The sequence below is a fragment of the Cupriavidus sp. FW305-F7 genome, assembly GCF_058782875.1.
Genome location: NZ_JBYSYC010000002.1, coordinates 164,791 through 188,026 on the forward strand (window position 1 = coordinate 164,791; position 23,236 = coordinate 188,026).

Here is a 23,236-nt window from a genome sequence, read left to right on the forward strand (position 1 = left end):
GCTTCCACGCGCGATTGTTTTCTTCGTTTTCCTTAGCCTTTCGTTCGATCCCCGACATGAACGCCAACCTGTTCGCCCTGTTCGAATCCCGCTTCCCCGCCGACCGCACCGCCTGCTGCATCGAGACGCATGACGGGCTGTACTACAGCTGGGACGACCTTGACCGCGCCACTGCCAAGCTGGCCAGCCTGCTGGCCTCGCTGCAACTGCCCGAAGGCGCTCGCGTTGCCGTGCAGGTGGAGAAGTCCCCCGAAGCGCTGTTCCTGTACCTGGCCACGCTGCGCGCCGGCTACGTCTACCTGCCGCTGAACACCGCCTACCAGGAGGCAGAGATCGACTACTTTGTCGGCAATGCCGAGCCGTCGGTGGTGGTGTGCAGCAGCAAGAATTTCGGCTGGGTGTCCAAGGTGGCGTTCCGCCACGGCGTCAACCACGTCTTCACGCTGGACGACGACCGCAGCGGCTCGCTGCTGTCGCGTGCCGCGGGCAAGTCGGATGCCTTCGAGACGGTCGCACGCCAGGATGACGACCTTGCCGCCATTCTCTACACCTCCGGTACCACCGGCCGCAGCAAGGGCGCGATGCTGACGCACCGCAACCTGGCCTCCAATGCGCAGACGCTGCATGAATTCTGGGGCTGGCGCAGCGACGACGTGCTGCTGCACATGCTGCCGATCTTCCACGTGCACGGCCTGTTCGTGGCCTCGCACGGCGCGCTGCTGGCCGGTGCCAAGATGATCTGGGCACCCAGGCTGGACATGGCGCAGGTGCTGAAATTCCTGCCGCGCTGCACGGTGATGATGGGCGTGCCGACCTACTACGTGCGCATGCTGCAGGAGCCGCGCTTCGACGACGACACCTGCCGCCGCATGCGGCTGTTCGTGTCGGGCTCGGCGCCGCTGCTGCTGGAGACCTTCGATGCCTTCCGCGAGCGCACCGGCCATACCATCCTGGAACGCTACGGCATGAGCGAGACCGTGATGCTGGTGTCCAACCCGTACGATGCCGCGCTGGGCGAGCGCATCGGCGGCACCGTCGGCATGCCGCTGCCGGGCGTGTCGGTGCGCGTGGTCGATGGCGAGGGCCAGCCGTGCGCGCCGGGAGAGATCGGCAATGTCGAGGTTAAGGGCCCGAACGTGTTCAAGGGCTACTGGCGCATGCCGGAGAAGACCAGGGAAGAGTTCACGGAGGACGGCTGGTTCAAGACCGGCGACGTCGGCCGCTTCGGCGGCGCCATTGTCAGCCAGGCCGGCGAGCGCGCGGTGCCCGACAACTACCTGACCATCGTCGGACGCAGCAAGGACCTGATCATCTCGGGCGGCTACAACGTCTACCCGAAGGAAATCGAGAGCTTTATCGACGAGATGCCGGGCGTGGCCGAGAGCGCCGTGATCGGCGTGCCGCACGCGGATTTCGGCGAGGCGGTGGTGGCGGTGGTGGTACGCAAGCCGGGTGCGGAAATCGACGAGGCGGCGCTGATCGGCACGCTCAAGGGCCACATTGCCAACTTCAAGGTGCCCAAGCGCGTGCACGTGGTGGACGAGCTGCCGCGCAATACCATGGGCAAGGTGCAGAAGAACGTGCTGCGCGAGCAGTTCTCGACGCTCTGAGCGCAGTGATGATGGCCGCGCCCTGCGCGATGGCGCAGGGCGCGGCTGTCTTACTTCAGCATCTGCACGGAGCCGTTGACCGACACCGTCACCTGCGTCTTGCCGCCCTCAACCGGCACCGGCACCGCAGCGTCGGCCATCATGGCCTTGGCAGCACCGTACATGCGCGGCATCGGCGGCACCACGCCGGTTTCATTCAGGCTGACTTCGCGGATGGTGTAGCTGTTGTAGCCGAACAGCTTGGTGGTCGACTGCGCCTTGCCGCGGAACGAGGCGATGGCCTGCTCGGCTAGCTTGGCTTCGGCCGCCTCGCGCGCTTCGCGCGACAGCGAGAAGGCTATGTTCTGCACCTGCATCTGGCTGGCCAGCTCGCCGGCGAGCTTGGACACGGCCGAGAAATCGCGCGACTTCAGGATGACTTCGGAACGCCCGCGCCAGGTGCTGATGCGGCCGTTGCGGTCGGTATTCGGGTGAATGGTGAAGCCGCCCGACTCGGCGGTCACACCCTGGACGCGGCGCGCCTGCGTGATGACGGCCTGGGTCCGGGCCGACAGGCCCGAGGAAATCGCGGCCGGTTCAGCGCCTTCCTGCTCCGCGGCAAGCGTCAGGTGCACGATATCGGTCGGCACTTCGGTGACTGCCTGCGCGCTCAGCGACAGTACGCCCGACGGCGTTTCAGTGGGGCCACCGTGCGCCGAGGCGACGATGGCGGTGGTGCCCAGCAGGGTGGCGGCAAGCCATTGTTTCATGTTGTTCTCTTGTTCGAACGTGATGGGTATCAGACGTGCCCGGGTGCCCGATCGTTCCGCGACATTGCAAACGATTGTTGCGAAGCCGGCGCGGGCGCGCCTCCCCCGTCCGGGTCAGAATGCCCGCCAGGCCTTCCACAACATATAGCTTGCCAGGCACAGCAGCAGCACGGCAAAGACCTTGCGCAACTGGCCCACATCCATGCGGTGCGCGGTGCGCGCGCCCAGCGGCGCGGTCATCACGCTGGCCGCGGCGATCACCAGCAGGGCCGGCAGGTAGAGATAGCCGAGCGATCCCGCCGGCAGCCCCGGCATCTGCCAGCCGCTCCAGACATAGCCGGCCACGCTGGCCGCGGCGATCGGGAAGCCGAGCGCGGCCGAGGTGGCCACCGCGTTGTGGATCGGCACGTTGCACCAGGTCATGAACGGCACCGAGACAAAGGCGCCGCCCGCGCCCACCAGGCTGGACAGGAAGCCGATCACGCCGCCCGCGCCTGCCATGCCGGCAAAGCCGGGCAGCTGCCGGCCGGGCTTGGGGCGACGGTTGCGCAGCATCTGCAGCGCGGAAAATCCGACGAAGCCGGCAAAGGCAAGCGACAGCCAGCTGGTCTTGAGCGCCGCGAACACCTTGCCGCCGCCGATCATGCCGCCGAGCACGATGCCCGGCGCCAGCGCCAGCACGATCGGCCAGCGCACCGCGCCGCGCTGGTGGTGGGCGCGCACGGACGACAATGAGGTGAACAGGATGGTGCCCATCGAGGTGGCGATCGCCATATGGACGATGGCCTCGTCGGCAAAGCCCAGGCTGGTGAACAGCAGCGTCAGGAAGGGCACCATCATCATGCCGCCGCCGACGCCGAGCAGCCCGGCGCAGAAGCCGGTGAAAGCGCCCAGGGCAAGCAGGGCAGGAACCAGCACCGGCAGGTTGTCGAACTGCATCGTGTCTTCAGGGTTGTTGTGATCAGCCTTGCCCGGGCCGGCCGGGCAGCGTTCAGCGCATCAGCTTGCCGGTGATGAAGCGCCATTCTGCCGGCGTCACCGGCGTGATCGACAGCCGGTTGCCGCGACGTAGCACCACCATGTCGGCCAGTTCCTCATGCTCGCGCAATGCGGCCAGCGGGATCAGCGCGCTCTTGCGCTCGAAGCGCACGTCGACCAGCAGCCAGCGCGGGGCCTCGGCCTTGGATGCGGCATCGTAGTACGGGCTCTTGCGGTCGAACTGGGTGGGGTCGGGGTAGGGTACTGAGCAGACCTCGGCCAGGCCGGCAATGCCGGGCTCCGGGCACGACGAGTGATAGAACAGCACGCCGTCGCCGATCTGCATGGTGTCGCGCATGAAGTTGCGCGCCTGGTAGTTGCGCACGCCGGTCCAGGGCAGCGTGCCTTCGCGGGCCAGGTCGTCGATGCTGGCTTCATCCGGTTCTGATTTCATCAGCCAGTACTGGCGGGCGCGTTGGTTCTGGTTCGGGCTCACGGCGCAGCTCAGGAATGGAAGGCAGATCAGGGCGCCGCGTGCACAGCGTGTGCACGCGGACGCGCAGGCAAGAAAAAAGGCGATGGTTCAGAAAACCACCGCCTTTTTAAGGGGTCCCCGCCTTGGCCGCTGGGTCGGCATCCTGAACCCAAGTGAGGTTCAGAGTGGCTGCGGAAGTCGCATTTCGGGTACATCATCCACTCAGGGAGTCCAGGCCAGGCCCAGACTATGAATGCGATGACGCGCTCGCCCACGCGACATGATCCCGCACCATGCAATGCATATCGGTTCAAGGAGTTTATGACCCTCACGAACCAGGCAGGGAAACTGTCAAACGTCTGACTTTCCAGGCGCATCATCGTGCCCGGAAAACCGGATCCGCGTGCGGGATGTCAGACGTTTGCCGTTTCTGACTAGGATGGGATAAGAACGGCGGCCGGGCGCGATAACCTGGCCTGTCGCTGCACATCTATGGTGCCTCGTGCAGTCTGGCTACACTATACACCGCGTCGCAGGGCATACCAAGTCCACTCGCGCGTATCGTTACATTTTGCGCGACAGCGCGGCATCCGCAGCACATCCCTGCGTCATCGCTCAGCCGCGCGTACCGGTGCCCACGTGCGCATATTGCCGCAGGGCCTCGTCGGCGCGGTCGTTGAGTTCGCGGATGCGCGCGCGGATGGCATCGACCGGGATCGCGCCCTCGGCCTGCTGCTTGCGCTGCATCGACAGCAGGTCCGAGGCGATGCTGATGGCGGCCATGACTGCCACGCGCTCCACGCCCTTGGCCGCGATGCCGTTGCGCAGCTTGTTCATTTGCGTGTCGACCAGGGCCACGGCTTCGAGCAGCGCGGCCTCGTTCTCGGGCGCGATGGCGAAGCGGTAGGGCTGGCCGGCGATATTGACTTCGACTTGCTTGTTGCTCATGCGTGTTCTCCGGGGGCCTTGTGCGGCTCGGCGTCCTGCGCCGCAGCCTCTTCGCCGAGCAGGTCGAGCTGGCGCGTGTCGCTGGCAGTCGGCAGCTTGTCAAGGATGGACTGGATGCGCAGCTGCGCTTCCTCGATCTTGATATTGAGCAGTTCGCGGTCGGCGGCCATGGCCTCGCGCTCGCCGCGCAACTGCGCGGCTTCGCCCTCCAGCCGGGCGATCTCGTCGCGCAGCCGCTGGTTCTCCGCCGCCAGGGTGTCCGCATGGTGCAGCACGCGCCCGATCTTGGCGGCCAGTTGTTCGAGTTCGGTGAGCATAGGGCCTGTCATGATGGGAGTAGTGTCAGGTATCGCGATTCTAGCCGATGCGCCGGCTTGCACAATGCGGAGGAAAGGGTTTGTGACCGGCGACCCGCGTGGAAGTTGCAGGCTTCTGCACCTAAAACGCCACCAGAGTTGTGACAAAGCACTACTGGCAGCCGCGTTGACGCGGGGGGCGAAACGCCCTAGACTCGCGCACGTTCCAGGTGCTCGCCCTTTTCGTCCCTGGCGAAAGGGCAGTTCAACGGGAAACAGGGAGCCGGGCCGGCTGCGCGCCGGACAGGCCAACCTGTGCTGCCCCCGCAACGGTAAGCGACCGCGGTGTGCATCTGCCAGACTCCGACATCGCCGACAGCCAGCCTGCCGGCAACGCCGCTGGCAAGGCCGGATCCCATTCCCGGCCACATGCACCGCAGGACCGGCCACACGCCACTGAACCGCAGGTTCGGGAAGGCGCCGGTCCAGTGTCGCCAGCCCGGATACCGGCCTGAACGCGGGTTGCCGCCCGTGCGCGGCACGCCTCATCGCCATATGGTCCGCGGGGGAACGGGCCCGGCCGTTCCTATCCAGTCCTGCATCATGCGTTCATCGCTCCACAGGTCGACCCGCCCGGCAACCCCGGCGGTGCGTCCGTCCGTGCCCGCCATCCTGGCGGCCATCGCCTCGTTCACCCTGGTTCCGGCCACTTCGTTCGCGCAAGCGGCCGACAGCGGCACCGGCAGCCGCCCCGACAGCCACACCACGCAGCTCGCGCCGGTGGTGGTCACCTCCACCCGTACCGAGCAAGCCATTACCGAGGCGCTGCCTCACACCACGGTGGTGACGCAGCAGGACATCGTCAACTCGCAGGCGCCCGACCTGCGCACGCTGCTGCGCAACCAGGCCGGCGTGGAGTTCTCGACCAACGGCGGCATGGGCAGCAACACCACCCTGTTCATGCGCGGCGCCAACTCCAACCAGACGCTGATCCTGATCGACGGCGTGCGGGTATCGTCCGTGAGCAGCGGCACCGCGCAGCTGGCCAATATCCTGCCCGACCAGATCGAGCGCATCGAGGTGGTGCGGGGCAATGTGTCGGCGCTGTACGGCTCGGACGCCATCGGCGGCGTGGTGCAGATCTTCACCAAGAGCGGCGCGGGCCAGGCGCCGGCGGCCAATGCGCAGGTGGAGTACGGCAGCAACAACACGCGCCAGGGCACGGTCGGCTATGGCGGCCAGGTCGGCGATACCTCGTTCAACCTGACCGGCTCGGCGTTCAAGACCGACGGCTTCTCGTCGATCAACACGAAGCAGGCGCCGCGCGCCAATCCCAACGACAACCCGTACGAGAACCAGAGCGTGTCGGGCCAGGTCAAGCACCGCTTCGCGCCGGACTGGGACGCGGGCTTCACCGGCTACTACTCGAAGAGCAAGCTGTCGTTCGACAGCGCCTTCGGGCGCCCGACCGACGACAACCGCACCAACAGCGAGCTGTACACGCTGTCGGCCTTCGTCAACGGCAAGGTGGGGGCGGACTGGTCCACCCACTTCAAGCTGTCGCAGAGCGAGGACCGCAGCGACACCTTCCTCAACGGCAGGCCCAACGGCACCTTCAATACCCGCAACCGCCAGTTCAACTGGCAGAACGAGTATGCGCTGGCCGCGAACCACACGCTGCTGTTCGGCACCGACTACCTGCAGCAGGAGCTGGACTCCAGCGCCTACGGCGCGCCCACGCGCAATGTGTTCTCGGTGTTCGGCGGCTATGACGGGCGCATCGGCCAGCACCAGCTGCAGCTCAACGCGCGCAACGACCACTATTCCGACTTCGGCAACCAGGGCAGCTTCCGCGCCGGCTACGGTTACTACGTGACTGATGCGCTCAAGCTGATCGCCAGCGTCAGCAATGCCTTCCGCGCGCCGACCTTCAACGAGCTGTACTACCCCAACTTCGGCCAGCCGAACCTGCAGCCCGAACGTGCCAAGTCGGTCGAGGCCGGCGTGCAGTACGCCACCGCCAGCGCCGGTTTGCTGCGCGTGACCGCCTTCGAGACGCGCTACGACGACCTGATCGTGTCGGCGCAGCAGCCCAGCGGCATGTTCCTGGCGCAGAACGTCAACAAGGCCAAGGTGCAGGGCATCGAGGCATCGTGGCGCGCCAGCGTGTATGGCACCGACCTCGGCGCCAGCGTGACCTTCCAGAACCCGGTCGACGAGCAGACCAACACCCAGCTGCTGCGCCGCGCGCGCCGCCATGCCGCGCTCGATGTTGGCCGTGATTTCGGCAACTGGCGCTTCGGCGGCGAATGGCTGGTGTCGTCGTCGCGCATGGATGCCGGCTCGCGCCGGCTGGGCGGATACGGTATCGTCAACCTGAACGCCCGCTACAACATCGACAAGCAATGGTTCATCGCCGCCCGCGTCGAAAACCTGTTCGACAAGGATTACCAGCTCGCCTACCCCTACAACACCCAGGGGCGCGCGGGCTTCATCACGCTGGGCTGGCGCCAGCGATGAGCGCACGGGCGCGCCATGTCTGAGTTCCGGCGCGCCCTGGCGATCTGGCTGGTGCTGGCGCTCGCGGCGCTGCTGGCGTTCGCGTTGTCGCTGGCGCTGGGCAGCGTGCCGCTCGATGCGCGCGAGCTCTGGCTTGCGTTCAGCGGCACTGACACCGGCACCGCCGCAGCGATCGTGCGCGAACTGCGGCTGCCGCGCGCGGCAGCGGCGTTTGCCTGCGGCGGGCTGCTGGCCCTGTCCGGCGCGCTGATGCAGGTGCTGCTGCGCAACCCGCTGGCCGAGCCCTATGTGCTGGGCGTGTCGGGCGGCGCCTCCACTGCCGCGCTGCTGGCGATGCTGCTGCTGGCGCCGTGGTGGGGCGTGCAGGCCGCCGCCGCCGCCGGTGCACTGGCGGCGATGGTGCTGGTGGCGTCGCTGGCGCGGCGCGACCTGCTGCATCCGCAGGTGCAGGGCGGCCACCGCGAGGCGGGCGCCCGGCTGTTGCTGACCGGCGTGATCCTGGCCGCAGGCTGGGGCGCGGTCATTACCCTGATCCTTTCCATTGCGCCGGAGTCGCGCCTGCGCGGCATGCTGTTCTGGCTGACCGGCGACCTGAGCGGCACCGCCGCCTACGGCGGCGCGCTGGCCATGCTGGTGGTGGCGCTGCTGCTGGCCATGCCGATGGCGCGCGCGCTCAACGTGATGCTGCTGGGCGAGACCGTGGCGCAGTCGCTGGGCGTGCGCGTGGGCCGCGTGCGGCTGGCGACCTTCCTGCTGGCGTCGCTGTGCATCGCCGCGGCCATCACCACGGCCGGCTCGATCGGCTTTGTCGGGCTGGTGGTGCCGCACCTGGTGCGCCTCGCTTGGGGCAACGACCAGCGCCTGCTGCTGCCGGCCGCCACGCTGCTGGGCGGGGCGCTTTTGATGGCCGCCGACCTGATCGCACGCACCGTGATTGCGCCCGCGCAGCTGCCGGTGGGTGTGATCACCGGGCTGCTGGGAGTGCCGACCTTCCTCTACCTGCTGCTGCGGAGGCCGCGATGAGCCAAGGCCCGCACTGGTCCCATCCGCTCACCGCCTGTCCGCAGCTTGCGCTGCGCGATGTGCGGCTGCGCACCGGACAGCGCGTGCTGGTGGATCGCCTGACGATGACCATCGGCGCGGGGCAGCTATGGTGCATTGCAGGGCCCAACGGTGCCGGCAAGTCCACGCTGATGACGGTGCTGGCCGGCCTGCGCCACGCCGATGGCGGCAGCGCAGAGATCGACGGCACCGCGGCGGCGCAGATCGCGCCGGCGGTGCTGGCGCGCCAGCGCGCCTATCTGCCGCAGGCCGTGCATGACACCTTCTCGATGTCGGTGCAGGATGCCGTGCGCGTGGGGCGGCATCCGCACCTGTCCGGCTGGGGCTGGAGCGGGCGCGAGGACGACCGCATCGTGCACGAAGTGATCCGCGCGATGGATATTGAGGCGCTGGCCGCGCGCGATGTGCTGACCCTGTCCGGCGGCGAGCGCCAGCGCGCCTCGCTGGCCGCGGCGCTGGCGCAGCAGGCGCCGCTGCTGCTGCTGGACGAACCGGTCTCGCACCTGGACCTGCGCCACCAGATCCTGGTGCTGGAACAGCTGGCCGCGCTGGCCCGGGCCGGGCGCCATGCCATCGTGGTGATCCTGCACGACCTGACGCTGGCGCTGCGCTACGCCACCCACGCCCTGCTGATGGCAGAAGACGGCACGACGCTGCATGGCACTGCCGCCCAGGTGCTGACCCCTGAACACTGCTCGCGCGCGCTGCGCACCGCCATCGTCAGCGTCACCGACGGCGCGCATACTGCGCTGATTCCCGACGGCGCCGCCCCACCCATACCCGACACACATCATGACTGATACCCAGAACCCGCCTGCAGAAGACCCGGACCGCGATGCCCGCCACAAGGCGCGCATGGAGCGCAAGAAAGAAATCGTCGACGCCAAAATTGCCGCCGCGCAGGACGAGCGCGGCGTGATCGTCATCACCACCGGCAATGGCAAGGGCAAGTCCAGCTCGGGCTTCGGCATGGTGGTGCGCGCGCTAGGCCACGGCATGCGCACCGGCGTGGTCCAGTTCATCAAGGGCGCGCAGCCCACCGGCGAAGAGATGTTCCTGCGCCGCTTCCCGGACGAGTGCGCCTTCCACGTGATGGGTGAGGGCTATACCTGGGAAACGCAGGACCGCGCCCGCGACGTGGCCAAGGCCGAGGCTGCCTGGGAAGTGGCGCGCGGCATGCTGCGCGACCCCGGCATCGGCCTGGTGCTGTTCGACGAACTGAACATCGCGCTCAAGCTGCACTATCTTGATGTGGAGCAGGTCATTGCCGACCTGCGCGCGCGCCCGCCGATGCAGCACGTGGTCATCACCGGCCGCGGCGCGCCGCCGGCGCTGGTGGAGGCGGCCGACACCGTCACCGACATGACGCCGGTCAAGCATGCCTTCCAGCAGGGCATCAAGGCGCAGCGCGGCGTTGAAATGTAGCCGCATCCTTTTGGAATACAAGGTCAAAGCATCATGCAGTTTCCGGAAATCACTCCCCTCGACGATGCCCTGCGCCCCGTGCTGCAGGCCGCCATCGACGACAAGACCAAGCCGCTCGGCGCACTGGGCCGGCTGGAATCGCTGGCCCTGCAGCTGGGCCTGATCCTCGGCACGGCGCGGCCGGTGCTGCAGCGCCCGACGGTGATCGTGTTTGCCGCCGACCATGGCGTGGCCGACGCCGGTGTCAGCGCCTATCCGGCCGAGGTCACCGCGCAGATGGTTCAGAACTTCCTGGCTGGCGGCGCGGCGATCAATGTGTTCTCGCGCCAGCACGGCATTGCGCTGGAGATCGTCGACGCGGGCGTGCGCGTGCCGCTGCCGGCGGCACCGGGCCTGGTCAACTGCCGCATTGCCGACGGCACCCGCAACTTCGCGGTGGAGCCGGCGATGACATCGGCGCAGGCGGCCGCGGCGATGACGGCCGGCATGGCGCGCGTGCTGCGCCATGCGCAGCAGGGCTGCAACGTGATCGGCTTCGGCGAGATGGGCATTGCCAATACTTCAGCGGCCGCCTGCCTGATGCAGCGGCTGACCGGCCTGCCGCTGGCAGACTGCATCGGGCGCGGCACCGGGCTGGACGATGCCGGCCTCGCGCGCAAGCGCGAGGTGCTGGAGCGCGCGCTGGCGCTGCATGCCGATGTGCAGGCGCCGCTGGAGGTGCTGGCCACCTTCGGCGGCTTCGAGATCGCGATGATGGCAGGCGCCTTCCTGGCCGCCGCCGCGAGCCGCATGGTGATCCTGGTCGATGGCTTTATCGCCACGGCCGCGCTGCTGGTGGCGCAGCGCCTGGACCCCAACGTGCTGCAGTACTGCGTGTTCACGCACTGCTCGCATGAGCGCGGCCACCGTGCGCTGCTCGACCAGTTCGGCGCCGCGCCGCTGCTGGCGCTGGACCTGCGCCTGGGCGAGGGCACGGGCGCCGCGCTGGCGTGGCCGTTGCTGGCCTCGGCGGCGGCGTTCCTGAACGAAATGGCGACCTTCAGCGGCGCCGGCGTCAGCACCGCCTCGCCATGAGCGTGCCGTCCGACCCGGTGCCTGCACCAGCACCCGAACCACGCAGCCCCGCCGGCGTGGCCGGCGAGCTGCGCTATTTCCTGACCGCGCTGGGCTACTTCACGCGCGTGCCGCTGCCGGGCTGGCTGGCGCGCTGGGCCGGATTCGAACCGCATTACCTGCACGCCGCCGCGCGCTACTTCCCGCTGGTCGGGCTGCTGGTGGGCGGGGTGGGCGCGCTGGTCACCTGGGGCGCAATGCTGTGGTGGCCGCCCGGCGTGGCCGTGCTGCTGGGCATGGCCGCCACGCTGCTGCTGACCGGGGCCTTCCATGAAGACGGCCTGGCCGATTGCGTCGATGCCTTCGGCGGTGCGTGGCAGCGCGAGGACGTGCTGCGCATCATGCATGACTCGCGCATCGGCGCGTTCGGTGCGATCGCGCTGGTGGTGGCGCTGCTGCTCAAGTGGCAGTTGCTGGTGGCGATTGCGGGGCGCGGCGGGTTGATGGTGCTGCTGGCGGTGATCGTCGCCGCGCACGCCGCCAGCCGCGCGATGGCGGCCAGCTATCTGGCCACGCTGACCTATGTGCGCCCCGAAGGCAAGGCCAAGCCGGTGGCGCAGAAGCTGGCCGGCGCGGGGCTGGCGTTCGCGCTGCTGTGCGGGCTGGTGCCGCTGTGGCTGGTGTCGCCGTGGTTCTGCGCGACGGCAGTGGTCGCGCTGCTGGGTCTGCGCCTGCTGCTCGGCCACTACTTCGTGCGCCGCATCGGCGGCTATACCGGCGACTGCCTGGGCATGGCCCAGCAGTGCGCCGAGATCCTGCTCTACCTGGTGGCCGCGGCATGGATGTGGTCCTGATCCGCCATGCGCAGCCGCAGGTGCCGGCGGGCACCTGCTATGGCTGCCTCGACCTGCCGCTGGTGGCGCCCCTGACGCCTGCGGCGGAACGGATCGCCGCCGGCCTGCCCACGCCGGATCGCATTGTCGCCAGCCCGCTGGCGCGCGCGCTCGGCACCGCGCAGGCGCTGGTGCAGACGTTATCGGCCGGCGCGCCGGCCATCGACACCGAACCCCGGCTGCGCGAAATCGACTTCGGCAGCTGGGAGGGCGTGGCCTGGGATGCGATCGACCGCGCCGCGCTCGACCAGTGGGCGGCCGACCTGCTGCACGCGCGCCCGCATGGCGGCGAAGCGCCGGCGCAGGCGATGGCGCGGGTTGCCGGCTGGGCCGCAACGCTGGCGGAAGATCGCGCGCAATGTCTGTGGGTGGTCGGCCATGCTGGCCCGATGCGCATGCTGGCCGCGCACTGGCTGGGCGTGCCGCTGGCGGCGACGGTCACCTGGGAGCTGGGCTTCGGTGCCAGTTGCGGCTTCACGCTGGGGCCGGGCGGGGTCCGGCTCGGCTGGTGGAACCGCGCCGCCTGATCAGCGTGCGGGCCGGCGCTTGCGCGCGGTGTCGAGGTCCTTGCAGATCAGCTCGGCACCTTGCACCACGCGCGGACCGGCGCGGTTGACCAGGTCGCCGTCGATCACGAACAGGTTGTTGCGCGCCACCGCCGTGACCTGCTTCCAGCGCCGCCACATCTCGAAATCCGGCAGCGGCTGGTCCGAGCGCGTGGCGCCCATGCCAGCGGTCAGCATCGCTTCCGGGTTGCCCGCGATCACCGCTTCGACCGACACGGTCGGCACCAGCGGCGTCTCGGCCGCGAACAGGTTGCGCCCGCCGCACAGCGCCAGCATGTCGCTGACCAGGTGCTGGCCGTTGAGCGTCATCAGCGGCTGCTGCCAGACCTGGTAGAACACCGTCACCGGCGGGCGTGCCGCGTAGGTCTTGCGCAGAGTCTCCACCTGCTGGCGGAAGCCGTCGGCAGCGCGCCGCGCGGTGGCTTCGGTGCCCAGCAGCGTGCCGAGCTTCTCCATGTTCTCCGGGATCGCTGCCAGCCTGCGCGGCTCGCTGTAGAACAGCGGGATGCCGAGCGCGCGCAGGCGATCGGTCTGCTTCTGCGCATTGCCGTGGCGCCAGACCACGATCAGGTCGGGCTTGAGCGCGGCGATGCGCTCCAGGTCCAGCGCCTTGTTGTCGCCCACGCGCGCGATCTCGCGCGCCTGCGGCGGGTAGTCGCTGTAGCTGACCGTGCCGACGATGCGCTCGCCGCCGCCGGCCGCGAAGATCATTTCGGTGACGTGCGGCGCCAGCGAGATCACGCGGCGCGCGGGCTGCGCCAGCGTCACGGTCTGGCCTGAGTCATCCACGGCAGACACCGCGGCGGCGGCGGGCAGGGCTGCTAGCAGCAGCGTGGAAGCGATAACGGGCGTCAGGCGGTTCAGCATGGCATCGGGGAAAGTGGTTCAGGCAGTGGCTGCGGCCAGTGCCGCGTCCAGCCGCTGCCAGGCGTGTGGCTGGTCCGGCGGCAGGCCCAGGCGCAGGCTCGGCGAGCAGCCGCCGGCGGCGTCGAAGTAGCGGGTCCAGACGCCTTGTTGCGCGAGCGCGTGGTGCAACCGCGCGGCGTCGTCATGCGGCACCCAGCAGAACAGCGGATGCATCACCGGCGCCAGGCCATGGCGGTCCAGCAGCGCGGCCAGCTTCGCCCCGCATGCTTGCAGCCGCGCGCGGGTGGCATCCTGCCAGGCGTGGTCGGCCAGCGCATGCTGCGCGACCTCGCGTGCCGGGCCCGATACGGTCCAGTGGCCCAGGCGCTCGCGCAGCGCGTCCAGCAGTGCCGGCTGCGCCAGTACGAAGCCGCAGCGGATGCCGGCCAGGCCATAGAACTTGCCGATCGAGCGCAGCACCACCAGGCCGGCCTTGCCGCTTTGCGCGGCTACGGAGCCATCGGGCAGGCAATCGATAAAGGCTTCATCGACCAGCAGCGTGCCGCCGCGCGCCGCCAGCTTCGCGTGCCAGCGCAGCAGCGTGGCGGCGGGCAGCATGCGGCCGGTCGGGTTGTTCGGGTTCACGACGACGAGATGGTCGAGCTCGTCGGCCAGCGCCGCTTGCGCGAAAGCCGCTTCATCCAGCGGCGCCACCGCATGGCCCGCGGCAGCGAAGGCCGGCGCGTATTCGCTGTAGCCGAGCGCGGCGATGCCCACGCGGCCCGGGCGCAGCAGACCCGGCAGCGTGCGGATGGCGGCCTGCGAGCCGGCGACGGGCAAGGCCTGCGGCGCGCCGCAGGCCTGTGCGGCCAGTTCGGCCAGTCCGTCGTCATCCTGCGGCAGCCGTTGCCACGCTCGCGCAGGCAGCGCCGGCACCGGATAGCCGTCGGGATTGATGCCGGTGGACAGGTCGAGCCAGTCGCCGGCGGGGCGGCCGTAGCGGCGCACCGCGGCAAGGAGGTCGCCGCCGTGGCGGATCGTGGGCAGGGCGGTGTTCATGTCGGCTTGGCAACCGCAAGGACGGCCAGCGCGCTGGCGCCTGCCAACGCCAGCCACAGCCACAAGGTGCGCTCGACCAGCCGCAGGCACGCCATCACGTGCGCGGCTTGCGGCGCGGGGCCGGCGCCCAGCGGCGGGCGTTGCTCGATCTCGCCGTGATAGCGCGCCGGGCCGCCGAGCCGCACGCCCACCGCACCGGCGCCCGCGGCCATCACGGGGCCGGCATTCGGACTCGACCATGCCGGGGCCTGCGTGCGCCAGCAATGCAGCGCCTGCGCGGTGGCGCCGAGCAGCGCATAGGACAGCGCGGTCAGGCGCGCGGGCACGAGGTTGAGCCCGTCGTCGATGCGCGCCGCGGCCCAGCCGAAATACAGCAGCCGCGGCGTGCGGTAGCCCCACATCGCATCGAGCGTATTGGCCAGCCGGAACACGATCACGGCGGGCGCGCCGCCGACCAGGAACCAGAACAGCGCTCCGAAGACCGCGTCGTTGCCGTTTTCCAGTGCCGACTCACAGGCGGCACGGGCCAGTGCTTCAGCATCGGCATCGGTGGTGTCGCGCGAGACGATGCGCGCGGTCAGCGCGCGCGCGGCGGGCAGGTCTGCCGCGGCAAGGGCGGCGGCGATCGGGGCGATATGCTGGCGCAGGCTGCGCGCGCCGAGTGCGGCGTACAGCGCCACCGCATGCAGCGCCAGGGCGGCAACCGGGTGCAGGCTGGCCGCGGCGTCGACCAGCCACCATGCGAGCGCTGCCGGCACCAGCACCAGCACACACCAGCCGGCGAGACCGGCAAGGCGCTGGCGCCAGGGCGCACCGCGCTGCGGCGCGGGGTTGAGCCGCCGCTCAAGTGCGGCAGCGATGCGGCCGAAGCCCACCAGCGGATGCCAGCGGCGCGGCTCGCCCAGCCAGCGGTCCAGCAGAACGCCCGTCAGTGCCGCTGCCACGCATGCCGGCCAGGCCAGCATCAGCATGTGGGATCGGCACCCTTCACCGCAACCGGAATGCCTGCCACCATCAGCCGCACGCAGTCGGCGGCGGCGGCCAGCTTCTGGTTCAGGCGGCCCAGTTCATCGACATAGAAGCGGGTGATGGCGCCCATCGGGATCACGCCGAAGCCGATCTCGTTCGTGACCAGGATCACATGGCCCGGCAGCGTGGGCAGCGCGGAGAGCAGCGCTTCGATTTCTTCGGTGAAGGCATCCGGCGGCGTGATCACGCCATGCTCAGGATACGTGCGGCCGTCGGGGAAGATCAGGTTGTTCATCCACAGCGTCATGCAATCCACCAGGATGCAGCCGTCGTGGCGCGCGTTGGCGTAGAGCGCATCGGCCAGGTGCACCGGTTCTTCCACCAGGCGCCAGTCGGCGGGGCGGCGGGCGCGGTGCAGGGCGATGCGGACCTCGAGCTCCTGGTCGGCGTGCGCCGGGTCCTGGTGCGCGGTCGCGATGTAGGTGACCGGGCCGCCGGTGATGGTGGCATGGTCGGTGGCGAGCTGTTCGGCGTAATGGCTCTTGCCGGAACGCGCGCCGCCCAGCACCAGGGTGAGCTGGCGGTTACCGTGTCCGCCGGCGGCACGCGGCTGGGTGGCGGTGTCGGGGGCGGAGGCGGGTGCGATGGCCGGGGTTTCCATCCGCGTATTGTAGCCGCCGCATCCGGGCATCGCACGGGAGGTGTTGCAGGCACCGGTGCGATAATCCGCCAATGCAGACCGACTCCTCGCAATCCCTGCCGCCGGGTGCCCTGCGCGGCACGCTGATGGTCCAGGGCACGACTTCCGATGCCGGCAAGAGCACCATCGTGGCCGGCCTGTGCCGGGTGCTGGCGCGTGCCGGCACGCACGTGGTGCCATTCAAGCCGCAGAACATGGCGCTGAACAGCGCGGTCACCGCCGACGGCGGCGAGATCGGCCGCGCGCAGGCGCTGCAGGCACAGGCCGCGCGGCTGGCGCCGCATACCGACATGAACCCGGTGCTGCTCAAGCCCAGCAGCGACACCGGTGCGCAGGTGATCATCCACGGCCGCGCGCGGCTGGACCTGGATGCGCGCGCCTACCATGCCTACAAGCCCGAGGCGATGAAGGCCGTGCTGGCTTCGCACACGCGCCTGGCGCAGGCCTATGACGTGGTGCTGGTGGAGGGCGCCGGCAGTCCCGCCGAGATCAACCTGCGCGAGCGCGACATCGCCAACATGGGCTTCGCCGAGCGCGTCGACTGCCCGGTGGTGCTGGTGGCGGACATCGACCGCGGCGGCGTGTTTGCGCACCTGATCGGCACGCTCGACTGCCTGTCCGACAGCGAACGCGCGCGCGTGACCGGCTTCATCATCAACCGCTTCCGCGGCGATATCGGCCTGCTGGAGCCGGGACTGGACTGGCTGGTCGCGCGCACCGGCAAGCCGGTGTTCGGCGTGCTGCCCTACCTGCACGGCCTGCATCTGGATGCCGAGGACGCCATCATCGGCACGCAAGCGGACAAGGCAGGCACGCCGGCGCAGCGCCTGCGCGTGATCGTGCCGGTGCTGCCGCGCATCGCCAACCATACCGATTTCGACGCGCTGCGCGCGCACCCGCAGGTGGACCTGCAGTTTGTCGGGCCCGGCATGCCGATCCCGCCCGCGGACCTGGTGGTGCTGCCCGGCAGCAAGAACGTGCGCGGCGACCTGGACTTCATCCGGGCCAATGGCTGGGACGCGGTGCTGGCCCGGCACCTGCGCTACGGCGGCAAGCTGATCGGGATCTGCGGCGGCATGCAGATGCTGGGGCGGCAGGTGCACGATCCCGATGGCCGCGAAGGCCCGGTCGGCAGCAGCGCTGGGCTCGGCTGGCTGGATTTCGAGACCACGCTGGCGGCAGAGAAGCAACTGCGCCAGGTCGGCGGCCGGCTGGCGCTGGATGAAGCCGATGCGCCGGTGCGCGGCTACGAGATCCATCTTGGCGTCACCACGGGCGCGGGGCTTGAGCAGCCGGCCCTGTGGCTCGACCGCGGCGACGGCACGGTGCGGCCCGACGGCGCACGCTCGGCCGACGGCCAGGTGCTAGCTACCTATGTCCACGGCCTGTTCGACGAGCCCGCCGGCTGCCAGGCGCTGCTGCGCTGGGCGGGGCTGGACGGCGCCCAGGCGGTGGACCTCGATGCACTGCGCGAAGCATCGATCGAGCGGCTTGCCGACACCATGACCGCGCACCTGGACCTGGATGCGATGCTAGCGCCGCTGCGGCGCTGACGCATGCGGCACGGCCGCCTGGCGGGGCCCTGTTAGAATCGCGAATCTTTCGCATTTGCATTCTGCGTGAAAGTGGCTTGTGCGCCATATTCCACGCATGGCCGCGTCCGCTCAACGTACTTCAGCCCCCTCATGGTCACCGGCCGCCTGCGCGTCGTCCTCGTCAAACTGCACCTGTATATCGGCCTGAGCCTTGGCCTGCTGTTCGTCCTGTTGGGGCTGACCGGCATGACCATCGCCTGGCGCGACGAACTGGATGCCTGGCTCAACCCTGACCTGCTGGTGGCGTCCGCGCCGATGACGGAGCCGGTCTCGCCGGCCACGGTCCAGGCAGTGACCGAGCGGCTGGCTGCGCCCCCCTACGGCAAGCCCAACCTGCTGATGCTGCCGGCCCATGCCGACGGCGTCTTTATCGCCTGGTATCCGGTCAAGGGGCCCGACGGCGTGGTGCCGGGCCGCTCACGCCAGGTGATGGTCGATCCGGTCACGCTTGCGGTGAAGGGCGAGCGGGTCTGGGGCGAGGCGGGCCTGTCGCGCCGGCTGCTGCTGCCCACGCTGTTCCACCTGCATCGCTACCTGCTTAGCGGCGACACCGGCAAGACCATCACCGGCGTGGCCGGCATGCTGCTGTTGCTGACCACGCTGGTGGGCGTGGCGGTGTGGTGGCCCAAGATGAAGCTGCGCTCGGTGGTGCAGGCGTTCCGCATCACGCACGGCGGTTCATGGTCGCGCTTCAACTATTCGCTGCATCGCGCGGGCGGCATCCTGGCCGCGCCGGTGCTGGCCATCATTGCCTTTTCCGGCTGGTACCTGAACCTGCCGAAGTGGGTGACACCGATGGTGGCGGGCGTAATGACTGTGACGCCGCCGGTGAAGCACGTCTCGGCACCGGCGCCTGCCGGGGCCCGGCAGCTGGGCGTGGGCGAGATCATGGCGGCGGCGCAGGCCCAATACCCGCAAGCGCAGGTGACCCGCATCAGCTTCCCGCGCAAGCCGGGCGACGCGTTCGAGGTACGGCTGCGCCAGCCCGGCGAGGTGCGCAAGGACACCGGTGCCACGCGGCTGTGGCTCGATGCCTGGAGCGGCAAACCGCTGGGCGTGCGTGATCCGCACGAGGCGCCGGCGGGCGACACGCTGCTGAACTGGCTGTTCCCGCTGCATACCGGCGAGGCCTTCGGGCTGCCGGGGCGCGTCTTCATCACGCTGTTCGGGCTGGCACCGCTGGCGTTTGCCGTGACCGGCGTGCTGATCTGGTGGAAGCGGCGGCGGGGCCATCAGCGGCATATGGTGAAGGCCGCACAACGCTCCGGCATGCGCCGGGCATGAAAAAAGCAGGCCGGCGGCCTGCTTTTCTTGTCTGGTGCGGCGGCGCCGCTCAGATTTCCAGGTTGTCGATCAACCGGGTCGCGCCCAGCTTGGCGGCCGTCAGGATCACCAGCGGCTCGCCGGCGAGGAATTCCTCGCGCGTCGGCGCCTGCAGGTCGACGCGCTTGCGGATCGACACGTAGTCAGGCTTCCAGCCGCGCCTGGCCAGCGATTCCTTCGCATTCGCCTCGACCGCAAGCAGGTCGGCCGCGGCGCGGTCGCTGCCCAGCACGGTGTCGCGCACGTCATGCAGCGTGCGGTACAGCACCGGCGCCTCGGCGCGCTCGTCGGGGCTCAGATAGCGGTTGCGCGACGACAGCGCCAGGCCGTCTTCGGCACGGATGGTCTCGGCGGGGATGATGTCAATCGGCAGGGCAAACTGCTGCACCATGCGGCGCACGATCATCAACTGCTGGTAGTCCTTCTTGCCGAACACCGCCACGCGAGGCTGCGCGCACGAGAACAGCTTCATCACCACCGTGCACACGCCCTTGAAGAAGCCGGGGCGGAACTCGCCTTCCAGGATGTCGCCCAGGTCATGCGGCGGCTCGACGCGGTATTCCTGCGGTTCGGGGTACATATCGCGCTCGGACGGCGCGAACAGCACGTAGACGCCTTCCCGCTGCAGCTTCTCGATATCGTCCTGCAGCGTGCGCGGGTACTTGTCGAAATCCTCGTTCGGGCCGAACTGCAGGCGGTTCACGAAGATCGATGCCACCACCGGGTCGCCGTGCTGGCGTGCCAGGCGCATCAGCGACAGGTGGCCTTCGTGCAGGTTGCCCATAGTGGGGACGAAGGCAGCGCGGTTCTGGCCGCGCAGTTGGTCGCGCAGCTCTTGGATGGAGGAAATGACTTTCATCTGCCTTGGTGTGCTGGTCGTGATAGGTGTGACCCGGGCGCCGGTCCATCGAGGGGCGGCACATGGACTACCGGTCTCGGCCTTCTGTCGGGCGTGGGGCCTTCGGGCACTTGCCGTCGGGGCCTGCGCCGTGGGCCGTTGGGCCGGCTGTCGGCGGATTGTAGAACAAGTGGGACGGGGCCGGACCCCGCACCGCGGGTGGGTCAGGTCGGGCTGTACGCCAATCGCACATAAATTGGTGCGAACGGTTCGGCCTGGGTGATCTCCACCAGCGCTTCGCGCGACAGCTCCAGCATGGCGATAAAGTTCACCACCACCACCGGCACGCCCTTGCCGGAGCGCACCGCGTCCTCGAACAGTTCGGAGAATTCCATGAAGCGCGAGTGCTGCAGCCGGCGCAGGATCTGGCTCATGTGCTCGCGCACCGACAGTTCCTCACGCGAGATCTTGTGGTGCTGGTTGAGCTTGGCGCGCTTGAGCACATCGGCCCAGGCGGACTGCAGGTCCACGGTTTCCACTTCGGGGAAGCGCGGCGCCAGGCTCTGCTCGATATAGACCTGCGAGCGCAGGAAGTCGCGGCCCAGCTGCGGCACCGTATCCAGGCGCTGCGCGGCTAGCTTCATCTGCTCGTATTCCAGCAGTCGGCGCACCAGCTCGGCACGCGGGTCCTCGGCCTCATCGTCGCTGTCGGCCTTCTTGACCGGCAGCAGCATGCGCGACTTGATCTCGATCAGCATGGCCGCCATCAGCAGGTATTCGGCGGCCAGCTCAAGGTTGGTCTTGCGGATCTGCTCGATGTAGGACAGGTACTGCCGGGTGACCTGCGACATCGGGATGTCGAGGACATTGAAGTTCTGCTTGCGGATCAGGTACAGCAGCAGGTCCAGCGGGCCCTCGAAGGCTTCCAGGAAGATCTCGAGCGCGTCCGGCGGGATGTACAGGTCCTGCGGCAGCTTGAACAGCGGCTCGCCGTACAGGCGCGCGAAGGCCATCCCGTCGACCATGTCGGCAGGGCCGGCTGCAACGGCCGGGGCCACGGCCGGCAGCTCGACGGGCAGCGGCAGCTTGTCCTGGTCGCCTGCGCTCATGGGCGGCGTGCGCTCGCGGGGGCGGCGGGAATCAGTTGTCCTGCGAGTAGACGTATGGCTTCTGCGCCACGCGCGAAGCTTCGGCGCGGGCGCGCTCTTCCAGGTCGATCGGCGACTTGTCCCACAGCAGGGCACGGCCGTCGCGCTGCTCGGCCTCCAGCGTCGGGCGCTCTTGCTTGAGCTGCTTCAGGAACTGGGTGATTTCGGATTCGTAGATGGCCATGTTCAACCGTGATGCGCCCGCGCGGGCGCCAGATGGGTGCAGTGGGCCACGATTTTACAGTATCGGCCCCCCGGAATGCATCCAGGCCTGGTGCAAGGCGCCGGAAAGTTCCGGGCGTAAGGCCGGGTGTGGTCAAATACCGACTTTGTATGTGTGGACAATCGGCGATGCCGCAAGACACCGCTATTACCGCTAACTCCGCTGGCCGCGCGCGCGTGGCCGTTCGCGTACTGGCCGTGCTGGGCGCGGTGCTGGCGCTGGCGGCCGGCCCGGCCCGCGCCGCCTACGAGGTCGAAGTCGAGGCACCCAAGCCGATTCGCGAAATGCTGGAAGAGCATCTCGACCTGGCACGCTACAAGGACCGCGCCGACCTTTCGCCGGACCAGCTTGACTATATGGTCGAGACCGCCGGCGAGCAGGTGCGGGCGCTCACCTCCACCGAGGGCTACTTCGACCCGACCACCACCACCCGCGTCGAAGGCGAGGGCGACAAGCGCGTGGTCCACGTGATGGTCGACCCCGGCGCGCGCACGCTGATCCGCAATGTCGACGTCCAGGTGACGGGCCCGGCAGCCACGCGCTCGCCCGAACAGGTGGCAGAGATGCAGGCCAAGTGGGGACTGCCGGTGGGTGAGCCGTTCCGGCAGGGCGACTGGGACAAGGCCAAGGAAGACGCGCTGGTCACGCTGCAGAGCCACAACTACTACGGCGCGCGCCTGGCCGCGTCGCAGGCGCGCGTGGAGCCGGACGACCAGCGCGCGGACTTGTCCGCGCATTACGCCAGCGGCCCGGCCTACCTGCTGGGGCCGCTGAAGGTGACCGGCACGCGCCGCTATCCGGAACAGATCATCTACAACGTCAACCCGCTGAGCGAGGGCGAGCCGTACCGCGTGGAGCGGCTGCTGGAGCTGCAGCGCGCGATCCAGAACCAGCCGTACTTCTCCAACGTGCAGGTCGACCTGGAACCGCCGCCGGACGCCGACAAGGCGGCTGACGGCGTGGTGAGCTCGCCAGTGCTGGTGCGCGTACGCGAATATCCGGCGCACCGGCTCAACAGCGGCGTGGGCTTTACCACCGACACCGGCGCGCAGATCGAAGGCCGCTATTCGTACTACAACCTGTTCAACCGCGCCTGGACCTTCGACTCGCAGGCGCGGCTGGAGCAGAAGCGCTCCTATCTGTTCGCCGAGACCGCGATGCCGCCGGACAGGGGCAACTACCGCAACAGCGTGTACAGCAGCTACGAGCGCACCATCGACATCGAGAACACCGACACCACCAGCCTGCGCGCGGGCCTGAAGCGCTCGCGCTCGCGCGAGAAGTACGACGTGACGACGTCGCTGGATTTCTACTACGACAAGCTGCTGCCGGAGGGCCAGGCCGCCCAGATCAGCAAGGCGCTGGTGCCGGCCTTTGCGTGGACGCGGCGCGACGTCGACAATCCTGTGTTCCCGCGCCGCGGCAACGTGATCAGCACCCAGGTCGGGGTGGCCGCCAAGGGTTTCCTCAGCGATGCCACCTTCCTGCGGCTGTACGGCCGTATCCGCCAGTACATACCGGTGGGCAAGCGCGACCTGGTGGTGGCACGGCTGGAACTCGGTGCCGACCTGACCGGCGACAGCTCCAGCCAGATCCCGGCCACGCTGCGCTTTCGCGCCGGCGGCACCGATTCGATCCGCGGCTACAGCTACCAGTCGATCGGCACGCCCAGCGGCTCCAGCATCTTGCCGGCCAAGTACCTGGGCACCGGCAGCCTGGAGTACCAGTACTGGTTCAAGCCGGACTGGGGCGTGGCGGTGTTCTGGGATCTCGGCACTGCCGCCGACAACCTGCGCGGCGTGACCATCTACAACGGCGTGGGCGTCGGCGTGCGCTGGCGCACGCCGGTGGGCCCGCTGCAGCTGGACCTGGGCTACGGCATCCAGGCGCAGCAGTTCCGGCCGCATATCTCGCTGGGGGTGGCGTTCTGATGCGGCACCCTTGTCTTTCCCGCCTGACC

General features: G+C 69.0%; 23 protein-coding genes and 1 other RNA gene. 11 read left to right on the forward strand and 13 right to left on the reverse strand.

Going from position 1 to position 23,236, the window contains the following annotated elements; translation table 11 throughout:
* Positions 1–56: 56 nt before the first annotated feature.
* Positions 57–1,610, forward strand: a complete 1,554-nt coding sequence (locus AC3WL8_RS02550; RefSeq protein WP_013957812.1) for a malonate--CoA ligase — start codon at positions 57–59, stop codon at positions 1,608–1,610.
* A gap of 50 nt (positions 1,611–1,660) precedes the next feature.
* Here AC3WL8_RS02550 and AC3WL8_RS02555 read toward each other — a convergent pair whose 3' ends face one another.
* From AC3WL8_RS02555 to AC3WL8_RS02580, 6 genes are all read right to left on the reverse strand, one after another.
* On the reverse strand, positions 1,661–2,359 hold the full coding sequence (locus tag AC3WL8_RS02555) for an SIMPL domain-containing protein (protein ID WP_013957811.1): 699 nt from the start codon (positions 2,357–2,359) through the stop codon (positions 1,661–1,663).
* 114 nt (positions 2,360–2,473) lie between these two features.
* Complete coding sequence (locus tag AC3WL8_RS02560) at positions 2,474–3,298, reverse strand: sulfite exporter TauE/SafE family protein (protein WP_114132884.1); 825 nt, start codon at positions 3,296–3,298, stop codon at positions 2,474–2,476.
* A 52-nt stretch (positions 3,299–3,350) separates the two neighbouring features.
* Positions 3,351–3,833, reverse strand: a complete 483-nt coding sequence (locus tag AC3WL8_RS02565) for an EVE domain-containing protein (RefSeq protein WP_035823523.1) — start codon at positions 3,831–3,833, stop codon at positions 3,351–3,353.
* A 110-nt stretch (positions 3,834–3,943) separates the two neighbouring features.
* Positions 3,944–4,161: non-coding RNA, 6S RNA (gene ssrS / locus AC3WL8_RS02570), on the reverse strand.
* A gap of 266 nt (positions 4,162–4,427) precedes the next feature.
* A complete protein-coding gene (locus tag AC3WL8_RS02575) occupies positions 4,428–4,760 on the reverse strand; it encodes a cell division protein ZapA (protein WP_010814921.1) in 333 nt (110 codons plus the stop codon).
* A complete protein-coding gene (locus AC3WL8_RS02580; RefSeq protein WP_010814920.1) occupies positions 4,757–5,077 on the reverse strand; it encodes a hypothetical protein in 321 nt (106 codons plus the stop codon). Before AC3WL8_RS02580 ends, AC3WL8_RS02575 begins: the two co-directional genes overlap by 4 nt.
* A gap of 582 nt (positions 5,078–5,659) precedes the next feature.
* On the opposite strand from AC3WL8_RS02580, the gene AC3WL8_RS02585 reads away from it, so the two are divergent.
* The 7 genes from AC3WL8_RS02585 to AC3WL8_RS02615 are packed head-to-tail and all read left to right on the forward strand — an operon-like array spanning position 5,660 to position 12,536.
* Positions 5,660–7,576 carry a TonB-dependent receptor domain-containing protein gene (locus AC3WL8_RS02585; protein ID WP_211980185.1) on the forward strand — a complete coding sequence of 639 codons (1,917 nt, stop codon included), beginning with the start codon at positions 5,660–5,662 and terminating at the stop codon, positions 7,574–7,576.
* Between the two features lie 15 nt (positions 7,577–7,591).
* Positions 7,592–8,599: a FecCD family ABC transporter permease gene (locus AC3WL8_RS02590; protein WP_211980184.1), complete on the forward strand. Its 1,008-nt coding sequence runs from the start codon at positions 7,592–7,594 to the stop codon at positions 8,597–8,599.
* Complete coding sequence (locus tag AC3WL8_RS02595) at positions 8,596–9,438, forward strand: ABC transporter ATP-binding protein (RefSeq protein ID WP_211980183.1); 843 nt, start codon at positions 8,596–8,598, stop codon at positions 9,436–9,438. Before AC3WL8_RS02590 ends, AC3WL8_RS02595 begins: the two co-directional genes overlap by 4 nt.
* Positions 9,431–10,063, forward strand: a complete 633-nt coding sequence (gene cobO / locus AC3WL8_RS02600; RefSeq protein ID WP_035823511.1) for a cob(I)yrinic acid a,c-diamide adenosyltransferase — start codon at positions 9,431–9,433, stop codon at positions 10,061–10,063. Before AC3WL8_RS02595 ends, cobO begins: the two co-directional genes overlap by 8 nt.
* Before the next feature lie 33 nt (positions 10,064–10,096).
* The gene (cobT, locus tag AC3WL8_RS02605; protein WP_211980182.1) at positions 10,097–11,137 is read left to right on the forward strand and encodes a nicotinate-nucleotide--dimethylbenzimidazole phosphoribosyltransferase; all 1,041 of its coding nucleotides are present in this window, start codon (positions 10,097–10,099) and stop codon (positions 11,135–11,137) included.
* Positions 11,134–11,970: an adenosylcobinamide-GDP ribazoletransferase gene (locus AC3WL8_RS02610; protein ID WP_211980181.1), complete on the forward strand. Its 837-nt coding sequence runs from the start codon at positions 11,134–11,136 to the stop codon at positions 11,968–11,970. Before cobT ends, AC3WL8_RS02610 begins: the two co-directional genes overlap by 4 nt.
* Positions 11,955–12,536, forward strand: coding sequence for a histidine phosphatase family protein (locus tag AC3WL8_RS02615; RefSeq protein WP_211980180.1), 582 nt, complete (start codon positions 11,955–11,957; stop codon positions 12,534–12,536). The genes AC3WL8_RS02610 and AC3WL8_RS02615 overlap by 16 nt, the downstream gene beginning before the upstream one ends.
* Here AC3WL8_RS02615 and AC3WL8_RS02620 read toward each other — a convergent pair whose 3' ends face one another.
* Genes AC3WL8_RS02620 through cobU form a run of 4 tightly spaced genes read right to left on the reverse strand, consistent with a single transcriptional unit; the run spans position 12,537 to position 16,140 of the window.
* Positions 12,537–13,442, reverse strand: coding sequence for a cobalamin-binding protein (locus tag AC3WL8_RS02620; protein ID WP_211980179.1), 906 nt, complete (start codon positions 13,440–13,442; stop codon positions 12,537–12,539).
* Between the two features lie 18 nt (positions 13,443–13,460).
* Positions 13,461–14,480 (reverse strand): threonine-phosphate decarboxylase CobD, encoded by a 1,020-nt coding sequence (cobD, locus tag AC3WL8_RS02625; RefSeq protein ID WP_492377825.1) that lies wholly within the window; start codon positions 14,478–14,480, stop codon positions 13,461–13,463.
* A complete protein-coding gene (cbiB, locus tag AC3WL8_RS02630; protein WP_013957799.1) occupies positions 14,477–15,451 on the reverse strand; it encodes an adenosylcobinamide-phosphate synthase CbiB in 975 nt (324 codons plus the stop codon). The genes cobD and cbiB overlap by 4 nt, the downstream gene beginning before the upstream one ends.
* Positions 15,445–16,140 (reverse strand): bifunctional adenosylcobinamide kinase/adenosylcobinamide-phosphate guanylyltransferase, encoded by a 696-nt coding sequence (gene cobU, locus AC3WL8_RS02635; RefSeq protein ID WP_041228453.1) that lies wholly within the window; start codon positions 16,138–16,140, stop codon positions 15,445–15,447. The genes cbiB and cobU overlap by 7 nt, the downstream gene beginning before the upstream one ends.
* 41 nt (positions 16,141–16,181) lie before the next feature.
* Between cobU and AC3WL8_RS02640 the strand changes: the two genes are divergently transcribed.
* Both AC3WL8_RS02640 and AC3WL8_RS02645 read left to right on the forward strand, forming a co-directional pair.
* Positions 16,182–17,702, forward strand: coding sequence for a cobyric acid synthase (locus AC3WL8_RS02640; protein WP_492377826.1), 1,521 nt, complete (start codon positions 16,182–16,184; stop codon positions 17,700–17,702).
* A 132-nt stretch (positions 17,703–17,834) separates the two neighbouring features.
* On the forward strand, positions 17,835–19,028 hold the full coding sequence (locus AC3WL8_RS02645; protein ID WP_211980177.1) for a PepSY-associated TM helix domain-containing protein: 1,194 nt from the start codon (positions 17,835–17,837) through the stop codon (positions 19,026–19,028).
* A 49-nt stretch (positions 19,029–19,077) separates the two neighbouring features.
* Here AC3WL8_RS02645 and panC read toward each other — a convergent pair whose 3' ends face one another.
* From panC to AC3WL8_RS02660, 3 genes are all read right to left on the reverse strand, one after another.
* Complete coding sequence (gene panC, locus AC3WL8_RS02650) at positions 19,078–19,926, reverse strand: pantoate--beta-alanine ligase (RefSeq protein ID WP_013957795.1); 849 nt, start codon at positions 19,924–19,926, stop codon at positions 19,078–19,080.
* A 203-nt stretch (positions 19,927–20,129) separates the two neighbouring features.
* Positions 20,130–21,014 carry a segregation and condensation protein A gene (locus AC3WL8_RS02655; protein WP_013957794.1) on the reverse strand — a complete coding sequence of 295 codons (885 nt, stop codon included), beginning with the start codon at positions 21,012–21,014 and terminating at the stop codon, positions 20,130–20,132.
* Between the two features lie 31 nt (positions 21,015–21,045).
* The gene (locus AC3WL8_RS02660) at positions 21,046–21,237 is read right to left on the reverse strand and encodes a DUF3460 family protein (RefSeq protein WP_013957793.1); all 192 of its coding nucleotides are present in this window, start codon (positions 21,235–21,237) and stop codon (positions 21,046–21,048) included.
* A 167-nt stretch (positions 21,238–21,404) separates the two neighbouring features.
* On the opposite strand from AC3WL8_RS02660, the gene AC3WL8_RS02665 reads away from it, so the two are divergent.
* A complete protein-coding gene (locus AC3WL8_RS02665; RefSeq protein ID WP_211980175.1) occupies positions 21,405–23,207 on the forward strand; it encodes an autotransporter assembly complex protein TamA in 1,803 nt (600 codons plus the stop codon).
* The last annotated feature ends 29 nt before the right edge of the window (positions 23,208–23,236 follow it).